The 22,999-nt window shown below is 65.3% G+C and carries 21 protein-coding genes; 18 read left to right on the top strand and 3 right to left on the bottom strand.

Annotated features, from left to right (window positions below):
- From B1964_RS28325 to B1964_RS28310, 4 genes are all read left to right on the top strand, one after another.
- The coding region (locus B1964_RS28325) for an alpha/beta fold hydrolase (RefSeq protein ID WP_253194252.1) at window positions 1-278 on the top strand (278 nt) is incomplete at its 5' end.
- A gap of 11 nt (window positions 279-289) precedes the next feature.
- A complete protein-coding gene (locus B1964_RS28320; protein WP_253194251.1) occupies window positions 290-3,262 on the top strand; it encodes an alpha/beta fold hydrolase in 2,973 nt (990 codons plus the stop codon).
- Between the two features lie 5 nt (window positions 3,263-3,267).
- The gene (locus B1964_RS28315; protein WP_079932161.1) at window positions 3,268-4,452 is read left to right on the top strand and encodes an acyl-CoA dehydrogenase family protein; all 1,185 of its coding nucleotides are present in this window, start codon (window positions 3,268-3,270) and stop codon (window positions 4,450-4,452) included.
- Window positions 4,449-5,588, top strand: a complete 1,140-nt coding sequence (locus tag B1964_RS28310; protein ID WP_079932160.1) for an acyl-CoA dehydrogenase family protein — start codon at window positions 4,449-4,451, stop codon at window positions 5,586-5,588. Before B1964_RS28315 ends, B1964_RS28310 begins: the two co-directional genes overlap by 4 nt.
- A 67-nt stretch (window positions 5,589-5,655) precedes the next feature.
- Here B1964_RS28310 and B1964_RS28305 read toward each other — a convergent pair whose 3' ends face one another.
- Both B1964_RS28305 and B1964_RS28300 read right to left on the bottom strand, forming a co-directional pair.
- Window positions 5,656-6,810 carry a CaiB/BaiF CoA-transferase family protein gene (locus tag B1964_RS28305; RefSeq protein WP_079932159.1) on the bottom strand — a complete coding sequence of 385 codons (1,155 nt, stop codon included), beginning with the start codon at window positions 6,808-6,810 and terminating at the stop codon, window positions 5,656-5,658.
- The gene (locus tag B1964_RS28300; RefSeq protein ID WP_079932158.1) at window positions 6,807-8,132 is read right to left on the bottom strand and encodes an oxygenase MpaB family protein; all 1,326 of its coding nucleotides are present in this window, start codon (window positions 8,130-8,132) and stop codon (window positions 6,807-6,809) included. Before B1964_RS28300 ends, B1964_RS28305 begins: the two co-directional genes overlap by 4 nt.
- A 195-nt stretch (window positions 8,133-8,327) precedes the next feature.
- On the opposite strand from B1964_RS28300, the gene B1964_RS28295 reads away from it, so the two are divergent.
- From B1964_RS28295 to B1964_RS28285, 3 genes are read left to right on the top strand one after another with little or no spacing between them, the layout of a single operon-like run.
- Complete coding sequence (locus tag B1964_RS28295; protein ID WP_079932163.1) at window positions 8,328-9,089, top strand: nitroreductase; 762 nt, start codon at window positions 8,328-8,330, stop codon at window positions 9,087-9,089.
- Window positions 9,086-9,952: an alpha/beta hydrolase gene (locus tag B1964_RS28290; RefSeq protein ID WP_079932157.1), complete on the top strand. Its 867-nt coding sequence runs from the start codon at window positions 9,086-9,088 to the stop codon at window positions 9,950-9,952. Before B1964_RS28295 ends, B1964_RS28290 begins: the two co-directional genes overlap by 4 nt.
- Window positions 9,953-9,961: 9 nt before the next feature.
- Window positions 9,962-11,260 carry a TetR/AcrR family transcriptional regulator gene (locus tag B1964_RS28285; protein ID WP_079932156.1) on the top strand — a complete coding sequence of 433 codons (1,299 nt, stop codon included), beginning with the start codon at window positions 9,962-9,964 and terminating at the stop codon, window positions 11,258-11,260.
- Between the two features lie 40 nt (window positions 11,261-11,300).
- Here B1964_RS28285 and B1964_RS28280 read toward each other — a convergent pair whose 3' ends face one another.
- Window positions 11,301-12,116 carry an enoyl-CoA hydratase-related protein gene (locus B1964_RS28280; RefSeq protein ID WP_079932155.1) on the bottom strand — a complete coding sequence of 272 codons (816 nt, stop codon included), beginning with the start codon at window positions 12,114-12,116 and terminating at the stop codon, window positions 11,301-11,303.
- A 323-nt stretch (window positions 12,117-12,439) separates the two neighbouring features.
- Between B1964_RS28280 and B1964_RS28275 the strand changes: the two genes are divergently transcribed.
- From B1964_RS28275 to B1964_RS28225, 11 genes are all read left to right on the top strand, one after another.
- Window positions 12,440-13,831, top strand: coding sequence for an aldehyde dehydrogenase family protein (locus tag B1964_RS28275; RefSeq protein WP_079932154.1), 1,392 nt, complete (start codon window positions 12,440-12,442; stop codon window positions 13,829-13,831).
- Between the two features lie 92 nt (window positions 13,832-13,923).
- Window positions 13,924-14,784: an ABC transporter permease gene (locus tag B1964_RS28270; RefSeq protein ID WP_006373066.1), complete on the top strand. Its 861-nt coding sequence runs from the start codon at window positions 13,924-13,926 to the stop codon at window positions 14,782-14,784.
- A 4-nt stretch (window positions 14,785-14,788) separates the two neighbouring features.
- Window positions 14,789-15,655: an ABC transporter permease gene (locus tag B1964_RS28265; RefSeq protein WP_006373065.1), complete on the top strand. Its 867-nt coding sequence runs from the start codon at window positions 14,789-14,791 to the stop codon at window positions 15,653-15,655.
- 1 nt (window position 15,656) lies between these two features.
- Complete coding sequence (locus tag B1964_RS28260; RefSeq protein WP_079932153.1) at window positions 15,657-16,736, top strand: MlaD family protein; 1,080 nt, start codon at window positions 15,657-15,659, stop codon at window positions 16,734-16,736.
- A 17-nt stretch (window positions 16,737-16,753) separates the two neighbouring features.
- On the top strand, window positions 16,754-17,752 hold the full coding sequence (locus B1964_RS28255; protein ID WP_253194250.1) for an MlaD family protein: 999 nt from the start codon (window positions 16,754-16,756) through the stop codon (window positions 17,750-17,752).
- A complete protein-coding gene (locus B1964_RS28250; protein ID WP_079932162.1) occupies window positions 17,749-18,738 on the top strand; it encodes an MlaD family protein in 990 nt (329 codons plus the stop codon). The genes B1964_RS28255 and B1964_RS28250 overlap by 4 nt, the downstream gene beginning before the upstream one ends.
- Window positions 18,738-19,811: an MlaD family protein gene (locus B1964_RS28245; protein ID WP_079932151.1), complete on the top strand. Its 1,074-nt coding sequence runs from the start codon at window positions 18,738-18,740 to the stop codon at window positions 19,809-19,811. The genes B1964_RS28250 and B1964_RS28245 overlap by 1 nt, the downstream gene beginning before the upstream one ends.
- The gene (locus B1964_RS28240) at window positions 19,811-20,821 is read left to right on the top strand and encodes an MlaD family protein (protein ID WP_079932150.1); all 1,011 of its coding nucleotides are present in this window, start codon (window positions 19,811-19,813) and stop codon (window positions 20,819-20,821) included. The genes B1964_RS28245 and B1964_RS28240 overlap by 1 nt, the downstream gene beginning before the upstream one ends.
- Window positions 20,818-21,777: an MlaD family protein gene (locus B1964_RS28235; protein ID WP_006373059.1), complete on the top strand. Its 960-nt coding sequence runs from the start codon at window positions 20,818-20,820 to the stop codon at window positions 21,775-21,777. The genes B1964_RS28240 and B1964_RS28235 overlap by 4 nt, the downstream gene beginning before the upstream one ends.
- A gap of 65 nt (window positions 21,778-21,842) precedes the next feature.
- The gene (locus B1964_RS28230) at window positions 21,843-22,697 is read left to right on the top strand and encodes a hypothetical protein (protein ID WP_079932149.1); all 855 of its coding nucleotides are present in this window, start codon (window positions 21,843-21,845) and stop codon (window positions 22,695-22,697) included.
- A gap of 21 nt (window positions 22,698-22,718) precedes the next feature.
- Window positions 22,719-22,999 (top strand): ATP-binding cassette domain-containing protein (locus B1964_RS28225; protein ID WP_139765923.1); only part of this gene is annotated, 281 nt, incomplete at its 3' end.

Genomic DNA, 22,999 nt, shown 5'->3' with positions numbered 1-22,999 from the left:
TGGCCGAGATACAGCAGGGAGTGTGGTCCGTCGACGATTTCCGGCGGCCGATCACGCTCGTCTGGGGGTCGGCCGACCCGGTGTGCGACGTCCGTGGCGCGGACGCCTTCATCGAGGCCGTCCCCGGTACCCGGCTGGTGATGATTCCCGGTGCCGGCCACCTACCCCAGATCGACGCGCCGGAACGCGTCGCCGACATTCTCGCCGAGGTCGCAGCAGCGTCCGACCTCGCTGCTCCTGGCTCGCAACCGATGGATCGAAAGGGCAACCGACGGTGACGAACAACGATGTGACGAACAACGATGTGACGAACAACAACACGGCGAAGAACGACACGGCGAGCACCGACGTGACGGACTCTCCGACGGACGACGGTCTGGGCAGCCGCATTTCCCACACCGTCCACACGGTCGCCAACGTGGTGGAATACCTGCGTTTCGGCGGCCTCGACACCGGCGAGGAGCCCTCGCCCTACGACGTCATGCTGCGCACGCCGCTGGTGACGTTGCGTCGCTATTTCACCGCCGAGACCCGCACGTCGCCCGACCGTGATCCGGTGCTGCTCGTTCCGCCGCTGATGCTCAGTGCCGATGTATGGGACGTGTCACCGTCCACCAGTGCCGTTGCGCACCTGCATAATTCCGGTATGGACCCGTGGGTCGTCGACTTCGGCGACCCGGCCGCGGAGCCGAACGGATTGCAGCGCAACGTCACCGACCACGTCCTCGCGGTGTCCGACGCCATCGACGCCGTACGCCGAACCGTCGGCCGCGACGTGCACATCGGCGGATACTCCCAGGGCGGACTGTTCTGTTATCAGGCAGCGGCGTTGCGCCGCACCGAGTCGATCGCGAGTATCTTCGCGCTCGGCAGTCCGATGGAGCCGCTCTCGCTACCGGGACTCGACCTGCCCGAGGAGATCTTCTCGGCGATCAGCAAACTCGGCATCGGGGTGCTCTCGCGCACCGGACTGCCCGGTTGGGCATCGGCGAATCTGTTCAGCTGGACCTCTCCGATCGCCACGGCCAAGCAACGTCTGCAGTACCTGATGGCGCTCGGCGACCGCGACGCGTTGCTCCCACGAGAGCGTCAACGCCGCTTCCTCTCGAACGAGGGCTGGATCGCCTTTCCGGGGCCCGCCATCGCCGAGGTCATGGAGTCGATGACCAATGACCGGTTCGTGCGGGGCGGCCTGGTCTTCGACGGCCGCGCGGTCACCATGGCCGACATCACCTGCCCGGTCCTGATCTTCACCGGCCAGTACGACGCCTTCGCGCCGCCGCGCGCGGTCCGCGACGTCGTCAAGGGTCTGCCACACACCGAGGTCTGGGAATGCACCATGCCCACCGGGCACTTCGGCCTCGGAGTGGGGTCACGGGCCAATCGGGAGACCTGGCCGACCGTCGCTCGGTGGGTGGGATGGATCGGTGGCCGCAACGAGCGGCCGGAGAACCTGGCGGACGCGCGGGAAGTGGGCCTCGTCGAACGCGAACCCGAGGGCGGCGGCACGGTACGGCAACTGCTCAACGCGGGCACCGAGGGCATGCTCGCGGCGCCCGGCCTGGCACGAGATGTGGTGGGGCGCGCCACCGGAGCGCTGGCAGAGGTCACCACCGAAGCGGTCAATCAGGTGCCGAGATTGTTGCGGTTGGAACGGGTCCGAGGATCGACGACGGTGTCCTACGGTGGGCTGCTCGCCGAGGCGTACGACCGCGACCCCACCGCGGTCTGCCTGCTCTACCGCGGCCGCGCCCACACCCGCGCCGACGTCGCACGCGAGGTCGACGACCTGGTCCTGCGGCTGTTGTGGGTCGGCGTCCGCCGTGGCGAGCACGTCGGGGTGCTCGTCGATTCGGGGGCCGTGCTGCTCTGGACCGCAGCAGCTCTGAGTCGCATCGGTGCGGTGGCCGTGCTCCTGCGACCGGGCAGCGACATCGCCGCCGAACTGCGCATCGGGCGCGCGCGCCGCGTGCTCGTCGACGCGAGTCATCTCGATGAGGTGCGCAAGGCCGGTGTACGGACACACGTGATCGGTGGTTCCGGCAGCTCAGAGAAGTCCGGCACCGCCGAGAAGCCCAGCACCGCCGAGAAGTCGAGTACCGCCGAGAAGTCGAGTACAGCAGAGGATCTCGACAGCATCGACGCCTCCGCCGTGCGAACCCCGGACTGGTATCGACCGAATCCGGGACGTGGTCGGGACCTGGGCTTCGTGCTCTTCGGTGACGGGCCCGACGGAATCCGGTCGATCCCGGTGACCAACCGGCGCTGGGCGCTGTCGGCGTATGGTGCCGCCTCGGCGGCCGCCCTCACCGAGTCCGACACGGTGTATTCGGCGAATGCGCTGTACCACGCATCGGGACTGCTGTTGGCGACGGCCGCGCCGGTCGCCGTGGGCGCGCGGGTCGCGCTGACCGATTCCTTTGACCCGCAGACCTTCTGGTCGGACGTGCGGCACTACGGTGCAACGGTCGTTCCGTATACCTGGAGCATGCTCCGGCTGTTGCTCGATCAACCGCCCGGTCCGGACGAGGCCTATCACCCGGTGCGGCTGTTCATCGGTTCCGGTATACCGACGACGGTCTGGCGCGACGCTCTCGAGCGATTCGCGCCCGCACAGATCCTCGAGATGTTCGTCCCGGTGCGCACCGACGCGATCCTGGCGAACGTCTCCGGGCGCAAGATCGGCTCCATCGGCCGGCCACTGCCCGGCACCGCGCGCGTCGAGCTGGCAGCCATCGACCCTGACACCGGTGAATTGCGCTGTGATGGCGAGGGATACGTGCGCAAGGCCAAGCGAGGTGACCGAGGCAGGTTGCTCGTCGAGGTGGATCGCGGGCATCCGTACGCCGACGATGTGCCCATGCGCGGAGTCTTCGATGCCCATGACGCCTGGGTCGACACCGGTGAGGATTTCACCGTCGACGCCGAGGGTGACTTCTGGCCCGGGGGACGATCGTCGGACACGATCACCACCCAGGCCGGGCCGTTGCGGCCCCGCGAGGTGGAGGACGCGCTGGCACGAGTGCCCGGCGTCGCAGCGGTCGCGGTGATCACCGAGCGGCGAAAAGTGCTGGCCGCCATCGCCACCAAGGCCGGCGAGGTCTTCGATTCCGGGAGAGCGCGGCTGGTGCTCGAGGGGGTCTCGGATGCGGCGGGGCGCGTCGAGATCGTCGAGGTCGAGGCGATACCACTGACCCGGTGGTATCGACCGGATGTGCCTGCACTCCGACGCCTCGTCACGCGCGCTGAACAGACTGTATAGATAGGATGTATGGTTCACTCATGACGAACGACACACGATTCCCGGTACGCCGGGTCTACGAGACAGAGCACGAGGATTTCCGCGCCAGCTTCCGCCGATTCCTGGACACGCGGGTGGTACCCGACTACGCGAAATGGGAAGCCGAAGGACTGTTCCCCCGAGAGGTGTTCGCCGAGGCCGGTTCTCACGGATTCCTGGGAATGGCCATCGACGAGGAGTACGGCGGGGGAGGAGTCGACGACTTCCGGTTCAACGCGGTGATGGCCGAGGAGGTCGCCGACGCCGGGGTGATGTCGTTCGGTATCAACCTGCACAACGACATCTGTGTTCCGTATTTTCTGCGATACTGCACCACCGAACAGCGGGCGCGCTGGCTGCCCGGTCTGGCCTCCGGTGAACTGATCGCTGCCATCGCGATGACCGAGCCGGGTACCGGCTCGGATCTCGCAGGCATCACCGCGGTCGCGGTGCGCGAGGGAGATCATTACGTTCTCAACGGCTCGAAGACGTTCATCTCCAACGGGATCAACGCCGATGTGGTCATCGTGGCCGCCCGCACCGAGACCGGCGACCGGCACAATGGACTGTCGTTGATGGTCGTCGAGCGTGGGATGGCCGGATTCGAGCGAGGCCGCAATCTCGACAAGATCGGGATGCACGCCCAGGACACCGCGGAACTGTCGTTCACCGATGTCCGGGTGCCGGTGGACAACGTGCTCGGGGAGCCGGGCAGCGGGTTCCGGCAGCTGGTGTCGAATCTGCCTCAGGAGCGGATGACGATCGCGGTGGCGAGCACCGCCGCCGCCAACCGGGCGGTGGAATTGGCCCGCGATCACATCATGACGCGCACCGCGTTCGGTAAGCCGTTGGCCGCCAACCAGAATTCGCGATTCACCCTGGCCGATGCCCATGTGCAGGTCCAGGTCGTTCGTGCCTTCGTCGACGAGTGCCTACGAGATCACGCCACCGGTGAACTCGGCGCGGATCGGGCCGCCATGGCCAAACTCGCTGCGACCGAGGTGCAGGGACGCGTCGTCGATGCATGCCTGCAGATGTTCGGCGGATACGGCTACATGGCCGAGTACCCGATCGCACGTGCCTATGTCGATGCGCGGGTCCAGCGTATCTACGGCGGGACGAGTGAGATCATGAAGGAGATCGTGGGCAAGTCGATGGGACTGACCGCATGAAGCGCACCATATTCGAGCCCGAACACGACCAGTTCCGCGACAGTGTGCGGGCATTCCTGACCAAAGAGGCTGTGCCACACACCGAGAAGTGGGAGGCCCAGGGGCTCGTCGACCGCGAATTCTGGTCGCTGGCCGCCGCCCAGGGATTCGTCGGTTTCTCCGCGCCGGAGGAATTCGGGGGAGCCGGGCAGCGCGACTTCCGGTTCAACGCGATCCTCGATGAAGAGGTCGTCCGCACCGGAACAGTCGGCGATGGCTTCTCGCTGACCAACGACATCGTCTTGCCCTACTTCCTCGACATCGCCTCCGCCGAACAGCAGGCGCGGTGGTTGCCCGGCATCGTCAACGGCGACACCGCGATCGCGGTGTCGATGTCGGAACCCGGTACCGGATCGGATCTGCGTGCCATCACCTCGACAGCGGTGCGTGAGCCCGGCGGTTGGCGCCTGAGTGGGTCCAAGACCTTTGTGACACGGGGGATTCAGGCCGACCTCGTCATCGTGGCCGCGCGTATCGGTGAGTCCGACGGTGGGGGATTCGGGTTGTTCGTCGTACCCGACGGCGCACCGGGTTTCACCCGCGGCCGCAAACTCGACAAGATCGGACGACGGGCGCAGGACACCGCCGAACTGTTCTTCGCCGATGTACGCATCCCCGACACCGACGTCCTCGGTGAGCCGGGGAAGGGTCTGCACTACCTGATGGGCAATCTCGCTCAAGAGCGGTTGTCGATGGCGGTGGTGGCGGTGGCCAGCGCCGAGTACGCCGTCCGGCTGGCCGTCGACTATGCCGGCGAGCGCAAGGCGTTCGGGCAGTCCATCGGCAGCTTCCAGGCCAATCGCTTTCGGCTGGCCGAGCTGCACACGCGAGTTGCCATGGCCCGCACACATGTCGACCGGTGTATCGAGGCGCAGAACTCCGGGGAGTTGACCGCGGCGGAGGCGGCAGGGGCGAAGTTCCTCACCACCGAACTCGAATTCGAGGCACTCGACACGTGTCTGCAGATGCATGGCGGATACGGATACATGGAGGAGTACGAGGTTGCCCGCCGCTGGCGGGATGCGCGCGTCCAGCGGATCTACGGCGGCACCAACGAGATCATGCGCGAGATCGTCGGGCGTTCACTCGGATTGTGAACCAGCAGAAACGAGTCCGTGGGCCCGACCGAGAACGGTCGGGCCGACGGCCTACGTAAGGGTACGGTCAGTTCGTGGAAGCCACGACGCCCGAGTCGCACAGCCGGCCGATCTCGGAATCGCTGAAGCCGACATCGGCCAGGACATCGTCGGAATCCGCCCCGGGAGAACGACGACTGCGCGGCTGCGTCGGCGCAACGCCGTCGAAGCGTGGTGCGGGGGCGGGTTGCACGACGCCGTCGATCGCGACGAATGTCCCACGCTCGACGTGATGCGGATGATCCGCCGTCTCTGACAACGCGAGAACCGGTGCGTAACAGGTGTTTCGGCCCGCGAACAGGCGGTCCAACTCGTCGCGGCTGTGTTCGGCGATCCGATCGGCCAGCACTGTCCGGTACTCGTCGAAGCGCTCGGGGTCACGATGACCGGAGCGCATCGCCTCGGGTAGGTTCAGGACCTCGCACAGTTCGACCCAGAACTGGTCCTCGATGGCCCCGATACTGACCCACTTCCCGTCGCGTGTCGGGTACACGTCGTAGAAGAACGAACCGGTGTCGAGCAGGTTGGTTCCACGCTCTTCGGTGTAGTCGCCCTCGGCGCGATAGGAATGGAACATCGACATCAGCGACGAGGCGCCGTCGATCATCGCAGCATCGACGACGCGCCCTCCGCCGCCGGCCCGGGCGGACACGATGCCGGCGAGCATGCCGAGCGCGAGAAACGTTCCGCCACCGCCGAAATCGCCCACGAGATTCAATGGGGCGACCGGCGCCTGGCCGGCCCGGCCGATGGCGTGTAGCGCGCCGGTCAGGGCGATGTAGTTGATGTCGTGACCCGGCGTCGACGCCAGCGGCCCGGTCTGCCCCCAACCGGTCATCCGCCCGTACACGAGGTCGCTGTTGACGGCGAGGCAGTCCTGTGGCCCCACCCCGAGGCGCTCGGCGACGCCGGGACGAAACGTCTCGAACAGTCCGTCCGCCCCGGCGCACAACCGGCGAACCACCTCGGCGCCCTCGGGTCTCTTCAGGTCGACGGCGACGTGGCGTCGACTGCGAAACAGGATGTCGTGGCCGGCCACCGCCCACGGATTGCCGCCGGGACGGTCGACGGTGATGACCTCGGCGCCCATGTCGGCGAGCAACATCCCCGCGAACGGGCCCGGACCGATACCCGCGAGCTCGATCACGCGCACACCGTCGAGCGGTGCCGCAGCAGCGGTCACGCGTGCGACACGGTCGGCATACCGCCCTTGTTGGCGACGATGTCGGCGTGCACCTCGTCGGGGTTGGCCACGGCCATCTCCTTGTTGGAGCCGTCGGGGAGTTTGATCGCGTCGTTGAACTGACGCAGCATCGTGAACGCGGCGCGCTCGTCGTCATGCGGAAGGAGTCGACCGACGCGGCTGGCCAGGGCGACCGCGGGACGGATGGTCGGCAGGATGTGGCGCCACGGCGTCTTCTCCGCTTCGAGGCCTTCCATGACGTCGGCCGGAATCCACGAATGCAGAAGTCCGTAGGCGAGTTTCAGGCGGCGCTCGTTGGTCATGAACTTGGCGACCGGGCCGGGCAACACCTCGACGTCCCCGGGCGGGTTCTCCACGCTGTACTCGACGATCGAGTGCACGACGTCGCGGCAGAGCTCGTCCGGCGGCAGTTCGATCAGGGTGTGCAACTCGGTCTTGCGTCGCGCGTCCTCGTAGTCGGTGTGCAAGATCTCCTCGGGGACACCGATGACGTATCCCACGTAGCGGCTCAGTGCGAAGATGTCCTCGAGTTCACGGTCGCTGTACCGGATTCCGGAGCTCTGGACCGCATCGATGAACTTGACACCGAACTGTCCGGCCTGGGTGACCATGCCGTCGAGGTTGTTGATCGGGATGCCCCAGTTGGCCCAGTCCCACGCGTCGGAGCTGCCGAGGCTGTGGCGGACCGCAGCATGGATCATCCGAACCTTGGCGGTCAGCCGGAAGCCGTCTTCGTAGCGATGCATGCCCCCGGGCGTGTAGGCGGCCACCACATATCGGAAGCTCTCGATGAGACGGGTACCGACCTGATCCATCTTCCGCAGACGTCCGCTGAACAGAACCGGCCGGGTGGCGCTGTACATGGAGAACCCACCGGCGATTGCGCCCCACGCCAGCACGGGCGGCACGATGGGGCCGGCACGCCAGAAGGCCACCGCCCCGCGATAGAGCTGGTCGAAATCGACCCACTCCGGTACCCGATCGAGCTGCTCGAAGATCGCCACCAGGCCCGGGGTGGGATCGTCGATGGAATCGATGCCGTTCTCGAGGGCACGGTCGAAGGTGCGCCAGCTGGTGGTGTTGCTCTTGTCCTTGAAGTCGAGCATCGCCTGGTAGGCGTAGTCGTCGGCGAGGAGCGCGTGATCGGTCAATGTCTCGACCATCTCGCGTCCGTACATGGCGATCGCCTTGTCCTTGTTGGCGATTCGCCCCAGATCGATGCCCTTCGGCAGACCCGGCGGTACATCGAGGTCTCCTCGAAAGGTCATCTCACGAGTGGGCTTCGGCTCAGTGGTGGTCATGTCGCCTCCTGTGGATCGCGGTGTGATGGGCGGTTTCCCTGTGATGGCCGTTACAACTCAGGGTAGACCGTGGTGAACACTATGTCTACACTCAGTGTATGGCCGCATGTACGAAGAGTGTGGCCGACCGCACCGTTTCCCGCGTGCGGTGGGGAGATCTCGGACGACGAGGTCCGACAGACGAAAGGTGCCGTCATGACCGCCGACCCCGTGGGCGTCGCTGCCGCGTCCGACATATCCGCCGATGAGGTGGCCACCGACGCGCTCGACAGGTTGTTGTCGACCCGGTGGAGCTGTCGTGCCTTTCTGCCGCAACCGATTCCGCGCGAAGAGCTCGACCGGGTCCTCGACATCGCCCGTCGCACACCGTCGTGGTGCAATACCCAGCCCTGGCACATCGACATCACCACCGGGTCGGCCACCGACGCTCTGCGCGATGCGCTGCGTGAGGCCATCTCGCAAGGCCCGCAGGAGAATCCGGACATCGAGTTCCCGACCGCGTATGAGGGGGTCTACCGGGATCGGCGGCGGACCAGTGGATGGCAGCTCTATGAGAGCCTGGGAATCGCCAAGGGTGATCGCGCGGCATCGGCACGACAAACCCTGCGCAACTTCGACTTCTTCGACGCACCCCATGTCGCCGTCGTGACGACAGAGCGGGCGCTGGGAACGTACGGGGCCGTCGACTGTGGTCTCTTCGTCAACAATTTCCTGCTCGCAGCGCACAGTCGCGGCATCGGCACGATTCCGCAGGCGGCGCTGGCGACCCAGGCGCCGGTGCTGCGCGACTACTTCGGTTACCCGGAGAATCGTCAGGTGCTGCTGGGTATCTCGTTGGGCTACCCCGACCTCGACGACCCGGTGAACGCGTACCGCACCGAGCGGCAGGAGGCGGGCGACATCGCGACATTCCACGGCGGTCCCGGTGCGGTCGGTCCGACGGGGGCGCGGGCATGAGCGGGCAGCTCGTGGAAACCCGCGACGGCACACGGATCAATGTCCGCGAGGTGGGGCAGGGTCCGACGGTCCTGTTCATCCACGGGTGGAGTCTCAGCGGAGAGGTGTGGGACCGACAACTCGGTGCTGTGGCCGCCGCCGGCTATCGGGCGCTGGCAATGGACCAGCGCGGACACGGCGATTCCGATGCGCCACTGCAGGGATATGAGATCGAGGGCCTCGTCGCCGACGCCGTCGACTTGCTCGGCGCCTTCGGTGTCGACCATGCGGTCGTGGTCGGTTGGTCGCTGGGCGGGATGGTCGGGCTGCGTCTGGCCCACGACCACCCCGACCTCGTCGACGCGCTGGTGATGGTGGCATCCAATGGGGTGTCGGCCTCGCGTACCGACGCCTTCGCCTTCGGCGTGCCCGCCGACAAGCCACTCGCCGCAATCCTCGGCGCCGAGCATGCCGATCGAATTGCGTTGCGGCGCAGCGCGGTGGGCGACCCGTTCAAGGGTGATCCCGATCCGCAGACGCTCGACTGGCTCCATCGTGTGTCGCTGCAGACGCCGACCTGGGCCGCGCACGCGGCGATGCGGACGCTGATGTGCACCGATCAGACCCATGTCCTCGACGATCTCTCGGTACCGGTGACCCAGATCGTCGGCACTGCCGATCCGGCGTTGTCCGTGCGCGGCGCGCGATGGGTGCGTGATCGCCTCGCCTCGACGCTGGTGGAACTCGATTGTGGGCACTATCCGATGCTCGAATGCCCCGACGAGTTCGACGCCGCGCTTCTCGGCGGAATCGGTAGGCGCCGGGAAGTGCCCAAGGCGGAAGAATCCGGCGCAGAAGCGTCAATACTACGTGTCCGGACATAATGTAAAGTCATGGTCATGACCCAGGGCTCTTTCGTGCGGCGCCGACCCCGCGAGTTCGACGGCACCTCGTCCGCCGAACTGGCCGTGTTCGCCGCGACGGAAGAACTGCTGCGCGACACGTCGCTCCAGAAACTCACGGTGGCGCAGATCCTGCGCGCCGCCGGACTGTCCCGGGCGAATTTCTACCACTATTTCGCCAACAAGTACGACGTCCTCGTCGCATTGCTCGGACGGGTCTTCGACGATTCGTACGGCCAGGACGCGCCGTGGTCCACGACTCCGGGTAAGGCCCGCGCTCAGCGGATGGGCACGAGTCTGGAGAGCACGCTCGAGATGTGGTCTGCGCACGGCGCAGTCATCTGCTCGGTGATCGAGCACATGCACAGCGAACCGGCAGTGGCCGCGGCGTGGCAGCGCATGTATGCGCGCTTCGTCGATGCGATCACCGAACAGGTTGTCTACGAGCGGGATTCGGGCCAAGCTCCGACGGGCTCGCCGCCGGACATGATCGCCACCATGCTCGTCGGTGCGGCCGAGCGCGTGTTCTACGTCAGCTCGCGGGGGCTCGATCCGCGACTGGCCACGGTCGACGACGTGGTGGCACCGCTGCGTGCGGTCAACGAGGCGGCGATCTTCGGTGGACGTCACGAGGCTGTATCCGACAAGGGTTCATCTGCAGCAACCGATCTCGAACGATCACCGATGCCGGAGATCACCGCACCCGTCGTCGAGGGAGAAACCGCGACGGCGATTCTGCAGGCGATGCGCGAGCTCCTCGTCGAGGAAAGCCTCGCCGATGTCAGCGTGGCCAAGATCCTGGAGAAGTCCGGCATCTCGCGCGCATCGTTCTACTTCTACTTCCGCAGCAAGGAAGACGCCTTCGTGGTGTTGTTCCGCGAGGCGGCGGCCGACATCGTGGCGGGCCTACGCGGGCTGGCCGACATCGATCGCGACGAGCCGGAGAGGCTGTTGGCCCAGGTCGGTGAGTGGCTCAATCTGGAGGGTTTCGCCGGTCCGGTGATCCGCAACGCGGTCCACGCGTGGCCGCGTCTGCCGGAACTGCGCGCGGAGTATCTCGCGGCGATGAACGCCATGGAAACGACCCTGGAGTCGATCATCGACTCCGATCGTGCTGCCGGACTCGCACCTGCGGGGCCGCCCGTGCCGGCGTATGCGGCGGTCATCTTGTGGACGATCGAACGAGCCGTGGCCGGTGCCCTGGCCGGCGAGGAGCACCTCGCCGATCTGGCTGCGGTCACCGAGATGGTCGGTCGATTCCTGTACGCAGCCGTCTACGGACGCCGCTGACACCACCCGCCCACACGTGCGGGTCTGCACCGAATTCTGTTCAGCGACCGGTGAATTGCGGTGTGCGCCGATTTATGAAGGCGTCCACCCCGGTGCGGAAGTCCGTGGAGTCGACCAGCTCGGTCTGCCCGGCGATCTCGGTTTCGAAGGCCTCGTCGAGATGGGGGAGCAGTGCGGCGTTGAGGCTGCGTTTGGTGGCGGCGTAGGAGCGGGTGGGCCCGGTGGCGAAATGCTCGGCGACCTCATCGACCCGAGCGTCCAGCGCGTCGTCGTCGACCACGGCGTCGATCATCCCCCACGACAGCGCGGTGTCGGCGTCCACCGGCTCTGCCAACATGGCCATCCGGGTGGCACGGCCGAATCCGACACGCGCACCGAGTAGCGCCGAGGTGCCCGCGTCGAGGGTCAGACCCACCCGGGAGAAGGCCAGGACGAAGCTCGCAGACCGGACGGCCACCACGTGATCACAGGCGAGCGCGAGTGCACATCCGACCCCCGCGGCGGTGCCGTTGACGGCGGCGATCACCGGCTTGGGCATGGTGCGGATCGCACGGATCGTCGGGTTGTAGCGCATCCGCAGCTCCTCCTCGGTACGCGGAGCCAGCCGGGTTTGCGGACCGAGGTCGTCGAGCGTCAGATCGGCTCCCGAGGAGAAGGCACGGCCCGCCCCGGTGAGGACCACGCAGCGCACGGAATCATCGGCCGTGAGCTCGTCGAGTGTGTTCCGGAGTTCGGACTGCAGCGAGGTGTCAAAGGCGTTGAGAGCCTGCGGTCGCGCAAGCGTCACGCGCGTCGCCGATCCTCTGCGATGGACCTCGATTACCTGCGAAATGCGGATCTTCTCCCAATCGGTCACCTGTGCACAGTAGCGAGAACTTTCTGTCCAGACAAGGTGTTCACAAGCGGCGGACCTGCAGCAGAGTGAAAACTTAGCTGGTGACACTTGACATGAAACGTCTCGTGTCTGTTAACGTCATGTCGTTCGTTTCGTGTTCCACATCACAATGCCACAGCCCCGCTCGTGGTGGGAGACGGCAGTGTCGGGTGCACGACAGCACCATTGCCAAGTGATTGACGTCACGTCTGAACACATTGTATGCTCGCGCTGTCCAAACAAAGCACGACCCGGTGTGGCCGTCCGTTGAGGCCCACCGCTCGATCCGTCTGGGGTGAGATCAGATGAGCGTTACCGAGTTGCGGGGGACGACCCGTCCCGCCGATGTGGCCGACGAGGTGGACCGCGCGCGGTCGGCCTTCGGCACCGGCCGCACGCGCTCGTATTCATGGCGGGTGGCGCAACTCGAGGGTTTGCTGCGCTTCATCGACGAGTGCGAGGACGAGATCGCCGACGCGATCAGTGCCGATCTCGGCCGCGGGGCCATGGCCTCGTTCATGGCCGACATCGGCCCGGTACGCCACGAGATCCGGCACACCCTCACGAAGTTGGCGACCTGGATGGAGCCGTCGCGGGTGCGCGTGAGTGCTGCGACCGCCCCCGGGAAGGCTCGCATCGTCGCCGAACCCAAGGGCGTCGTACTCATCCTCGGAACGTGGAATTTTCCGCTGCTGTTGACGATTCAGCCACTGGTCAGTGCCCTGGCGGCCGGCAATGCTGCCGTGGTCAAGCCCTCCGACGTCGCCGGTGCCACCGCGCGGATGATCGCCGAGAAGTTGCCGAAGTACGTCGACCCGGACGCGGTGCGCGTCGTGCTGGGTGACGGCAAGATCAACCGCGCGCTGCTTGAATTGCAGTTTGATCACACCTTTTTCACCGGGTCCACCACTGTGGGCAAGGCGGTGATGGAGGCCAGTGCACGCCATCTCACACCGGTGACCCTCGAGCTCGGTGGCAAGAGCCCGGTCATCGTGACCGAGGATGCCGATATCGAGGTCGCCGCGCGACGCATCGCCTGGGCGAAGTCGATCAACGCGGGCCAGACCTGCATCGCCCCCGACTATGTCCTCGTCGAGGACTCCGTTCGGCCCGCTCTCGTCGAACGACTCCTCGCCGAGTTGCCCGCCCACGCGGCCAACGACTCGACCCACATCGTGAACCGCCGTCAATTCGATCGGCTCTCGGAGGTGCTGGGCTCGCACGGCGGTGAACAGTACGGCGGCGACACCGACATCGATCGGCTGACGATCACGCCGGCGCTGATCACCGATCCCGACCCGACCTCGGAGCTGATGACCGAGGAGATCTTCGGCCCCATCCTCCCGCTGATTTCGGTGCCCAGCGTCGCCGACGCGGTCGAGTTCATCAATGCGCGGCCGAAACCCTTGGCGCTCTACCTCTTCACCAATTCTCGACGCACCGAGGACCTCGTCGTCGGTAAGACCTCGTCCGGCGCGGTCGGCGTCAATCACCTTCTCTATCAGCTCCTTGTTCCCGAGCTGCCGTTCGGTGGCGTCGGAGAATCGGGGCTCGGTCGATACCACGGAAAGTTCGGTTTCGACACGTTCAGCCATCACAAAGCGGTGCTGCGCAAGCCGGCTCGACCGGATCCGTCATTCGCCTATCCGCCCTACAGCCCGGGGATGAGGCGAATCCTGCGGCGCGTCATGGGTTAGCCCCACATCACCCCGCAGTCGGCGGGTAGCCCGGTCCCCGTGCGGTCATGTCCCGATCGCACGCGGTGAATCCTGAAGTGAAAGAGGTGGAGATGAGCGTCAGCGCGCTCGACAGACGCCGGCCCGCAGTGGCCGTCGGCGCGGGAGTCCGGAAGGTCATCGATTCGATCGTGGACCGCATGGTCCGCAGCATCAACACGATCGGCCGTTCGGCCCGGCTCGCAATGGAGGTCGTCCGGTTCTCCGTCACCGACACCCTCACCTTGCGACTCGCGCTGGGCGAGGTCATCGAACAGATGTGGAAACTGTTCAAGGTCACCGCATTACCGGCACTACTGATGGCTGTGCCCATCGGAGCCGAGGTCTCGGTCCAGGTCGGTGGCGTCATGGACCAGGTGGGTGCGAACTCCCTGGCCGGTGCGGCCAGCGGCCTCGGCGTCGTCAGCCAGGGCGCACCCATGGCGGCGGGGCTGCTGATGAGTGGTGCCGCGGCATCGGCCATCGCCTCCGACCTCGGGGCGCGGTCGATCCGCGAAGAGATCGAGGCGATGCGCGTCATGGGCGTCAATCCCGTTCAGCGACTGATTGTCCCGCGGTTCATCGCCATGGTGGCCATCTCGCCGGCATTGTGCATCATCATCGTCGCCTCCGGCGTCGCCGCCGGCCTGGCCATCTCGGCGAACGTCAACGACGTGGTGCCGGCCAGCTTCTGGCAGTCGTTCGGTGCTTTCGCCACGCCGGTCGACCTCATCTTCTCGGTGGTCAAGGCGTTGCTGTTCGCCGTGATCGTGGTGATCATCGCCAGCCTGCGCGGGCTGGAGGCCAAAGGCGGGCCCAAGGGCGTCGCCAACGCGGTCAACGCCTCGGTCGTCCTCAGCGTGTTCTGCATCTTCATGACCAATCTCGTCGTGAGCCAGCTGCAGACCATGTTCTTCCCGGCGCAGTTGGCGTGATCCGATGACCGCCAACAGAATCGCAACGCGAGACAACTTCGCCGTACGTGCATCCCGCACCGTCATCGACAAGATCTTGGGCGCCATCGCCCAGTTCGGTCAGATCGTGGTCTTCGTGGGCAAGACCTTCGCGCTGCTGCCCACCACGATCCGCCACTACCGCAAGCAGACCCTCAAGACGATGAACGACATGGCCTGGGGCAGTGGGTCGATCATCGTCGATGGTGGCGTCGTCAGTCTCATGTTCTTCCTCGGAATCGCCGTCGGCGCGGTGGTGGCGATCGAGGCCTTCATGGCGTTCGACCTCCTGGGCTTCGGTGCGCTGACCGGAATCATCGGTTCCTTCGGCAACATTCGCGTGGTCGCCCCGATCATCACCGGAATCGGCTTCGCCGCCCAGGCCGGATGCCGAATGACCGCCGAGATCGGCGCCATGCGGATCTCCGAGGAGATCGACGCGACCGAGGTGATGGGGCTGCGGGCCATCCCGTTCGTGGTGGGCACCCGTCTGATCGGCGGCATGCTCGTCGTGCTGCCGAGCTACCTGATGGCAGTCGTGGTCAGTTTCATCACCGGCGGCATCATCATCAAGACCTTCCACAGTCAGCCGTCGGGCACCTACGACCACTATTTCGCGCAATTCGTGACGTTGCCGGATCTCCTCGCGTCCATCGCCAAAGCTCTCATCTTCTGCGCTGTGGTCACGCTGATCCATTGCTACTACGGCTATTTCGCGAGCGGCGGACCGGCCGGCGTGGGCGCGGCATCCGGTCGGGCCATCCGCGCCAGCCTGGTCGCGATCGTTGTCCTGAACTTCTGTATGACAGTGGTGATCTGGGGACTCAACCCCGCATTGCCTTTTAGGGGTTGACGTGGCCGGATTCACCAGTCAAGACTTCCTGCGCGGTGGCACCCGTGGTCAGATGCGTACCCTCGTGATCGCCGGGCTCAGCTCGCTTGCCGTGGTCATCGTGTTGATCGCGGCGGTGGCCATCGTCTACCCGAAGGCCAAGGCGCCCAGCGGCACCACCATCCATTTCGTCGTGCCCGCCCTGGGCCCCGGCATCAAGTCGGGTTCCAAGGTCCTGCTACGCGGAGCCGAGGTGGGTGAGGTCACCGACATCGTGGCGCCCAGCGCCGATTCGGTACATCTCGCGGTGGTCCTCAACGATGCGGCGGCACAGACGTTGACCGATTCGCTCAGTGTCGACTTCCGTCCCGAGAACTACTTCGGGGTCACCGCGGTCAACCTGGTCGCCCAGCGCGGCGGAAAGGCACTCACCGATGGTGAGACCCTCGACCGCACCACCGCACCGGACTTTACGATGTCGACGATGCTCGAGCGGGGGTCGATCGTGGTGGACGGCTCACTGACCCGCGACATGATCGACAGCCTCGACAAGGTGATGCGCTACGCCAACGGCCTGGCACCCTTGATCCAGACGGGAGTCATCTTCGCCGACAACGTGGCGCGCACCCAGCAGCAGTTGCCGGCGACCCTGATCAATCGCGTGAACAATGTCCTCGACTCCTTCCCGGGGTTTACCGAGCAGACGATGATCGGGCTCTACGCGATCACCGAAAGCCCTTACAACAAGCTGCCCGACGGTTCTCGCGGGGTCAACGAGGGCTTCCACAACCTGACCGACGATTCGCTGACCGTTGCTGCCAACGACCTGTTCGGAAAGGCAGGTGCGCTCTTGGCGTCGCACGGCACCGAACTGACCCCGCTGGTGACCATCATCAAGTACCTGACCGATCCGCTGCCCCCGGCGATCGGCGGGGGCGCCACGGTGGCCAAGGCACGGGCAGCGTTGGCAGGTCTGGAGTCGTCGTTCACCGGCACCGACCAGCAGAAGACGCTGCAGTTGCGCATCGTCCTGGACAGCATGCCGGCGATGGCCGGCCCGCTCGCCCGGATGACCACCGTGACGCAGGGAGGGACCCGATAATGTCACCGAATACGCGGATGTTCATCACGGGGGCCAAGGTGGCCGCCGTCGCGGTGATCACCGTGCTCCTGTTCATCCTGGTCGTCAATGCGATGCGCAACCCGGTCGACAACATCCGAACCGACACCTACACAGCCGATTTCACCGACGCATCGGGATTGCATGTCAACGGAGACGTCCGCACGCGAGGGATGCGGATCGGCAAGGTCACCGGTGTGGATCTACAGCAGGGCAGCGCCGACGGCCCGCCGGTGGTCCACGTGTCCTTCACGATGGACGACCAGCACAAGCTGACCGACACCAGCAAGCTCGCGATCAAGTACCAGAACCTCACCGGTGTGCGGTACGTCGACGTCGAGTCCGGCGACACACCGGGAAAGCCGGTGACCCATCTGGCCGCCGACAAGACGACTCCGTCGTTCGACATCACCCAACTGTTCAACGGCCTGCAGCCGGTACTGGCGACCATGAACAGTGATCAGATCAACGCGTTCAGTGCCAATGCGATCGCGTTGTTACAGGGTGACGGCTCCGGACTGGGACCGATGCTCGACAGCACCCAGAAGCTCGCCGATTTCGCCAAGGACCGGCAGGCGGTCATCTCGACCCTCGCCCAGAACATGGGTCGGATCTCCGACTCGATGGGCGGACGATCGCAGTATGTGCTGGCCTTCATGCAGGCGGTGAACAAGCCGATCGACAACGCGATGAAGGTGCTCGGCGAGTTCCCGAAGACCGCGACCTACGGTCCGGCGCTACTCGAACCCATCGAGCAGATCCTCGCCTCGCTCGGGGTCAGCCCGGATCTCGATGTCGACGTATTGCTGACCCATGTCTTCCACACGATGACCGACGCGCTGAATTCGTTCACGCTCATGCCGAACACCCTGGCGGGACTCAAGACCACCCAGACACGCGGCGCGGTCAACACCCATTGCACCAACGGGCGCGCGCAACTGCCCTCCGACGTGCAAGTGCTTCTCAGCGGTAGCGAGGTGGTCCTGTGCACAAAGTGACACAACGGGGTTCGTGGCTGAATCGGTGCGGTTCCAGCGACGCACTCCTCGGAATCGGTGTGGTGGTCCTGGCCATCGTGGTCCTCGGGGTACTCGGGATCATCTACATCCGGCCACCGGACCAGAAGACGATCTCGTTCGAGACCACCGACGCGTCGGCGATCGAAACCGGCGCCGACGTCCGCGTCGCCGGCGTCAGCGTCGGAAAGGTGTCCTCGATCAGCATCGGGCAGGACGCGGTCACCGTCGATGCGCGCATCGACAAGAACACGTGGGTTGGAGACCTGTCGCGGATCGAGGTCCGCATGCTAACCCCGGTCGGCGGTTACGCGGTCACGCTGATCCCGCTCGGCCGCTCCGAGACCGCCGCGACGATTCCCACGAGCCGGGTCTCGGTTCCCTACTCGATCGGTGATGTCCTGCAGCAGGCACCCAAGGTCACCGACGACGTCAAAGCGTCGACCGTGAATGCCAACCTGGCACAGGTTGCCCAAGCCCTGCAAGGCAACTCGACCTCGTTGCGCTCGATCGTCGACGGCATGAACTCGATCACCGCCGTCTTCGACCAGCAGCGCACCCAGGTCCATCAGATCGCCGCTCTGGCCCAGGAGTATCTGCAGACCTTCAACGCCAATCGGGAGTTCGTGTTCGACCTGATCAACAAGATCGACACGGTGGTGACGACCTACAACAACAACTCCGCGGGCTTCAACTACACCTACAAGTTGCTCGGATCGATTCTCTCGCGGCTGATGCCCTTCGAGAAGTTCTATCTCGAACACTCGGATCTGGTGCGCCAGAACGTGTATGCGATCCGCGACGCGATCCTCGCCTGGCAGAAGCAGATGGGGCCGGCGATCGACGGTCTCCTCAGCCTGCGGGATCGGCTGGCGCAGTGGATCGGTCCCGACGGGATGCGTCAACTCGGCGGCGGCACGGTCGATCTGAACAACCTCTGCATCCCGGTACCGGGGAAGGACTGCTGATGATGTCTCGTCGAAGAGGGCTCGTCGGCCTGTCGATCGCCGCGGTGATCGCGGTCGCGGCCACCGTGCTCGCGGTCGGTGTCGGTTCGGCCAACTCCGGTGACACCGACGGTTCCGCAGGTGGCGACGGCTTCTGTGCCGATCTCCCCGATGCCATCGGCCTCTACGTCGGAAACCCGTTGACCCAGATGGGATATCGGGTCGGCAAGGTCACCAAGATCGAGGCGCAGGGTGACCATGTCCGGGTGACGTTCTCGCTCGACGGTGGCCGTTCCTACCCGGCGAATGTCCAGGCGGTCACCCGATCCAAGTCACTGTTGGCCGATCGCAGCGTGGAACTGGTCGGCAACTACCGTAGCGGCCCGGTGCTGACGGCGGGACACTGCATCTCCAAGGAAAACTCTTTCACCCCCAAGAGCATCTCCGAGATCACCGGCTCGGCGTCGGACTTCCTCAAGTCGTTGTCGGACAACGGGAGTCCGGACCTGCAAGGGTCGCTCGACGGTATCGACAAGGCGCTCGCCGGTACCGGCAACACCGCGAACAGCATGTTCGAACACGCTTCGGCCGCGGCGAGGAGCCCCGACGACTTCGTCGCCAACATCGGATCGGCGATCGCCAACATGGCTCCGCTGACGCAGAACGCACTGCAGGACTGGGGGTCCATCATGTCGATCCTCAACCAGATGCCGACGGTCGCGGCCAAGGGGACGACCCTGTTCGGTGACGTCTCCAAGTTCGACGTGGGTGTCGGTTGGACCGTGGCCACGATCTACGACATCCAGCGCAACTATGGCTCCATCATCTGGCCGATCGTCCAAGGACCGGTCAAGGACCTCATCGCGCTGGCGGCAGCACGCGCACCGGATCTGCAGAAGTTGTATGCGATGGTGCCTTCCATCTCCGCTGCATTGAATCAACAGGAGTCAGCAGGTGGACTGTCGGTTCCGTATCGTGCTCCGGGAGTGGCACTTTCGGCTGCGCAATGCTCGGCACTGCGGGTCAAATGCGACGCGGGACGGACGACGACAATGAACCTCTTCACACTTCTGCTCGACAAGGCGGGCCAGTGATGACCAGACGACACCTCACCACCGTGTTCGCCCTCGTGCTGGCGGTGACGATCATGGCCGCGGCGACAGGATGTTCGTCCCTGAGCCCCAACAAGTTACCGTCGGTGCGGGCCGGAGTCAGCACCGATTACCACGTCACCCTGCAGTTCGCGAGTGTCCTGAACCTCCCGGCGGGCGCCGACGTCATGATGAACGGCATTCGGATCGGCACCGTCGAGAGCACGTCGGAATCGGCCAACGGTGTCGACGTCAAAATCGGCCTCAGCGACTCCACCCGGGTGCCCGCCGACACCAAGGCGATCATCCGGCAGAACACCTTGCTCGGTGACACCTACCTGGCGTTGACGCCACCGGCCGCCGGTCCCGACAACAGCGGCTACCTGCAGGACGGGGGAGTGGTGCCGCTGGCCCGGACGACCTCTCCGCCCACGCTGGAGGACACGATCGCCGTGTTGGCCTACTTCGTCAACGGCGGCAGTATCCAGAAGGCGCAGGACACGATGGCCACGTTGAACAAGACGATGCCCTCGATTCCCGATGTGCGCCGCATGTCGACGACGGTGGCCAAGGACCTCGACAACCTGGCCGGTCAGACCGATGAGCTCGACCGCCTGATCGACGGCATGAACCAGACGTCGCTGATGTTCGGGCGGGTGGCACCGCAGATCGCGGGGGTGTTCGGGCCGGAGGCCGCCCACTATTGGGATCGCGTGGCGACATCGGTGGTGGCACACATCAGCACGCTCCTGCCGTCGGTCGGTTCGATCTTCATCGGTGGTGTCTGGCTGATCCCGATGCTGCGTTCGGTCGCGGCGACCACGATGGCCGGCCGCGGCATGTGGGACGAGGCACCCGATGCAGGCGCCGAACTGACCGAGTTCCTGCAGAGCACGTTGCTGCCCTTCGCCCAGAATCCGTCGGTGAACGTGACCTCGGTGTCCGGCGGCGATGGTGGCCAACTCATCGGGGACGCAAAGAATCTGCTGCGCATGTTGGGAGCGATCCGATGATCACCAAGACACGTGTGTCGGTCCTGGCCATGCTGGTGCTGGCCGGATTGTCGATCGCCTACATCCTGAACGTGGGTCTGCACATCGCCTCGCCCGGTGCCCGGCATGCCTCGATGACCGTGCCCGACACGAACGGTCTTCTGGTGGGATCGCGAGTACTGTTGCGGGGCATCGAGATCGGGCACGTCACCGACATCAGTCAATCCACCTCGGGTGCCGTGATCACCTGGGATTACCCCGATTCCGACCACATTCCTGCCAACAGCGCGTTCCGGGTGGACAATCTCTCGGCACTCGGCGAGGCCTATGTGGCGGTGCTCCCGAACAGCACGGCGGGTCCGTACCTGCAGAACAATGCCCGGATCGATCCGCAGCAGGTCACCGTGCCCACCACCTTCAAAGAACTCTCACAGCGATTGACCGACATCCTCAACCAGGTCGATCCGCAAGAGGTACAACGGGTTTTCGGTGAGCTCAACACCGGACTTCCCGAAGGTCAGGAGGTGATCGGCAGTCTCAACCGCGCCGGCCGTTTGTTCGCCGACGAGTTCACCCAGCAGTCCGATGCGATGGTGTCTCTGCTGAGTACCCTGCAGCCGTTGATCATGCGGACCGGACCGATCCCCGATCTGTTGCGGCAGACGACACCGTTGATGAACGGCTTCGGGGTGGGATTCGAGGGGCTGCTCGCCTCGGTGCGTGATGCGGTGGTCCTCGGTGGACCGCTCTACGACGGCGTCAAGTACGGCGCGAGCCCATTGTTCGCCGAACTCCAGAAGTTCCTCGACGAGAATTCGGCCAACCTCAATGTGATCGGCGTGAACCTGCTCCCGGCGGCGCGAGCGGGGGCGGCCTCGTTGCGCACGGTCGACCTCGGCCGCGTCCTCGACCAGATGCTCGCCTCGACGCAGCCGAACGGCGCCCTGACGATCCACGTGCCCGCAGGGGGGCGATAGCACCGATGACCCCACCGGCGCCACAGCGCACGCACGATCTCACACCTGACGAAGGAGACCCACCCATGACCTCAGCAACCAAGGACTCCGTGGACGGCATCGCCGACGAGAGCACCGACACCACCGATAGTGCGACGACCGGCACGGCCACGACGGACACGGCCACGACCGACAGCAACTCCACCGGCAGCACGACGAGCGACGCGAAAACCACTGAGAAGACGGATGAGTCGAAGAAGGACGAGAAGCCGTCGAAGACCGGTCGTCTCGCTGCGCGATCGGTATCGATGCGCACCCTCGCGCTCGGGGTGCTGGCGGTGGTGGTGGTCGCCGTCATCGCCGTACTGAGCTGGCGACTGGTCGCGGTCTCCGGGCAGGTCGACGACATGAAGTCGGCCACGGCGAACAGCGCTCGGGCCGAGAAGGTCGCCCTCGACTACGCCACCGGCGCAGCCCAGATGAACTACCAGAACCCCGACGACTGGCGCACACGACTGACCCAGAACACCACTCCGGAACTCGCCGACCGTCTCCGCAAGGCCTCGCAGTCGATGGAGCAGCTCATCGTGCCGCTGCAGTGGTCCTCGACCGCCGAGCCGATCGCCGCCAAGGTCGTCTCGCAGGACAATGGCACCTACCAGGTGGTGGCGTTCGTCAACGTGACGACCAAGAACGCCCAGGCTCCCGACGGCATCGAATCGACGGCCACCTACAAGGTGACCATCGACCCGAACCAGAACTGGCAGATCAGCGAGATCAGCGGCATCGGAACCAATCTGGGGACCGGTGACGATGGCAACGCTTCGGGTGGCAACGCTCCGGCGGGCACCGCCCCGGGTGGCGCAGCGACGTCGGCTCCCGCATCCCCGGCTCCCGCTGCCCCCGCGCCTGCCGGCTCGGCACCGGCGCCCGGCAACTGAGACGACGGGACGGAATCCATCATGGGTGTCGAAGTGAGCGTCGCCAACCTCACCAAGTCGTTTGGTTCGCAGAATATTTGGCGTGATGTGTCGTTGACCTTGCCCGAGGGTGAGGTGTCGGCGTTGTTGGGTCCGTCGGGTACCGGTAAATCGGTGTTCTTGAAGACGTTGATCGGTTTGCTGCATCCGGAGCAGGGGTCGGTGATCATCGACGGCACTGACATCACCCAGTGTTCGGCGAAGGAACTGTATGAGATCCGCAAGTTGTTCGGTGTGTTGTTCCAGGACGGTGCGTTGTTCGG

This window comes from Gordonia sp. i37, assembly GCF_002043085.1.
Lineage (GTDB): Bacteria > Actinomycetota > Actinomycetes > Mycobacteriales > Mycobacteriaceae > Gordonia > Gordonia polyisoprenivorans.
This window is presented reverse-complemented; position numbering and strand designations above follow the sequence as displayed.

Bases quoted from the DNA above. Each gene is read 5' to 3' on its own strand.
- B1964_RS28270 (WP_006373066.1), top strand. From the start codon at position 13,924: ATGAGCGTCAGCGCGCTCGACAGACGCCGGCCCGCAGTGGCCGTCGGC.
- B1964_RS28230 (WP_079932149.1), top strand. From the start codon at position 21,843: ATGACCTCAGCAACCAAGGACTCCGTGGACGGCATCGCCGACGAGAGC.
- B1964_RS28245 (WP_079932151.1), top strand. From the start codon at position 18,738: ATGATGTCTCGTCGAAGAGGGCTCGTCGGCCTGTCGATCGCCGCGGTG.
- B1964_RS28300 (WP_079932158.1), bottom strand. From the start codon at position 8,132: ATGACCACCACTGAGCCGAAGCCCACTCGTGAGATGACCTTTCGAGGA.
- B1964_RS28290 (WP_079932157.1), top strand. From the start codon at position 9,086: ATGAGCGGGCAGCTCGTGGAAACCCGCGACGGCACACGGATCAATGTC.
- B1964_RS28285 (WP_079932156.1), top strand. From the start codon at position 9,962: ATGGTCATGACCCAGGGCTCTTTCGTGCGGCGCCGACCCCGCGAGTTC.
- B1964_RS28255 (WP_253194250.1), top strand. From the start codon at position 16,754: ATGTTCATCACGGGGGCCAAGGTGGCCGCCGTCGCGGTGATCACCGTG.
- B1964_RS28295 (WP_079932163.1), top strand. From the start codon at position 8,328: ATGACCGCCGACCCCGTGGGCGTCGCTGCCGCGTCCGACATATCCGCC.
- B1964_RS28315 (WP_079932161.1), top strand. From the start codon at position 3,268: ATGTATGGTTCACTCATGACGAACGACACACGATTCCCGGTACGCCGG.
- B1964_RS28265 (WP_006373065.1), top strand. From the start codon at position 14,789: ATGACCGCCAACAGAATCGCAACGCGAGACAACTTCGCCGTACGTGCA.
- B1964_RS28310 (WP_079932160.1), top strand. From the start codon at position 4,449: ATGAAGCGCACCATATTCGAGCCCGAACACGACCAGTTCCGCGACAGT.
- B1964_RS28240 (WP_079932150.1), top strand. From the start codon at position 19,811: ATGACCAGACGACACCTCACCACCGTGTTCGCCCTCGTGCTGGCGGTG.
- B1964_RS28235 (WP_006373059.1), top strand. From the start codon at position 20,818: ATGATCACCAAGACACGTGTGTCGGTCCTGGCCATGCTGGTGCTGGCC.
- B1964_RS28275 (WP_079932154.1), top strand. From the start codon at position 12,440: ATGAGCGTTACCGAGTTGCGGGGGACGACCCGTCCCGCCGATGTGGCC.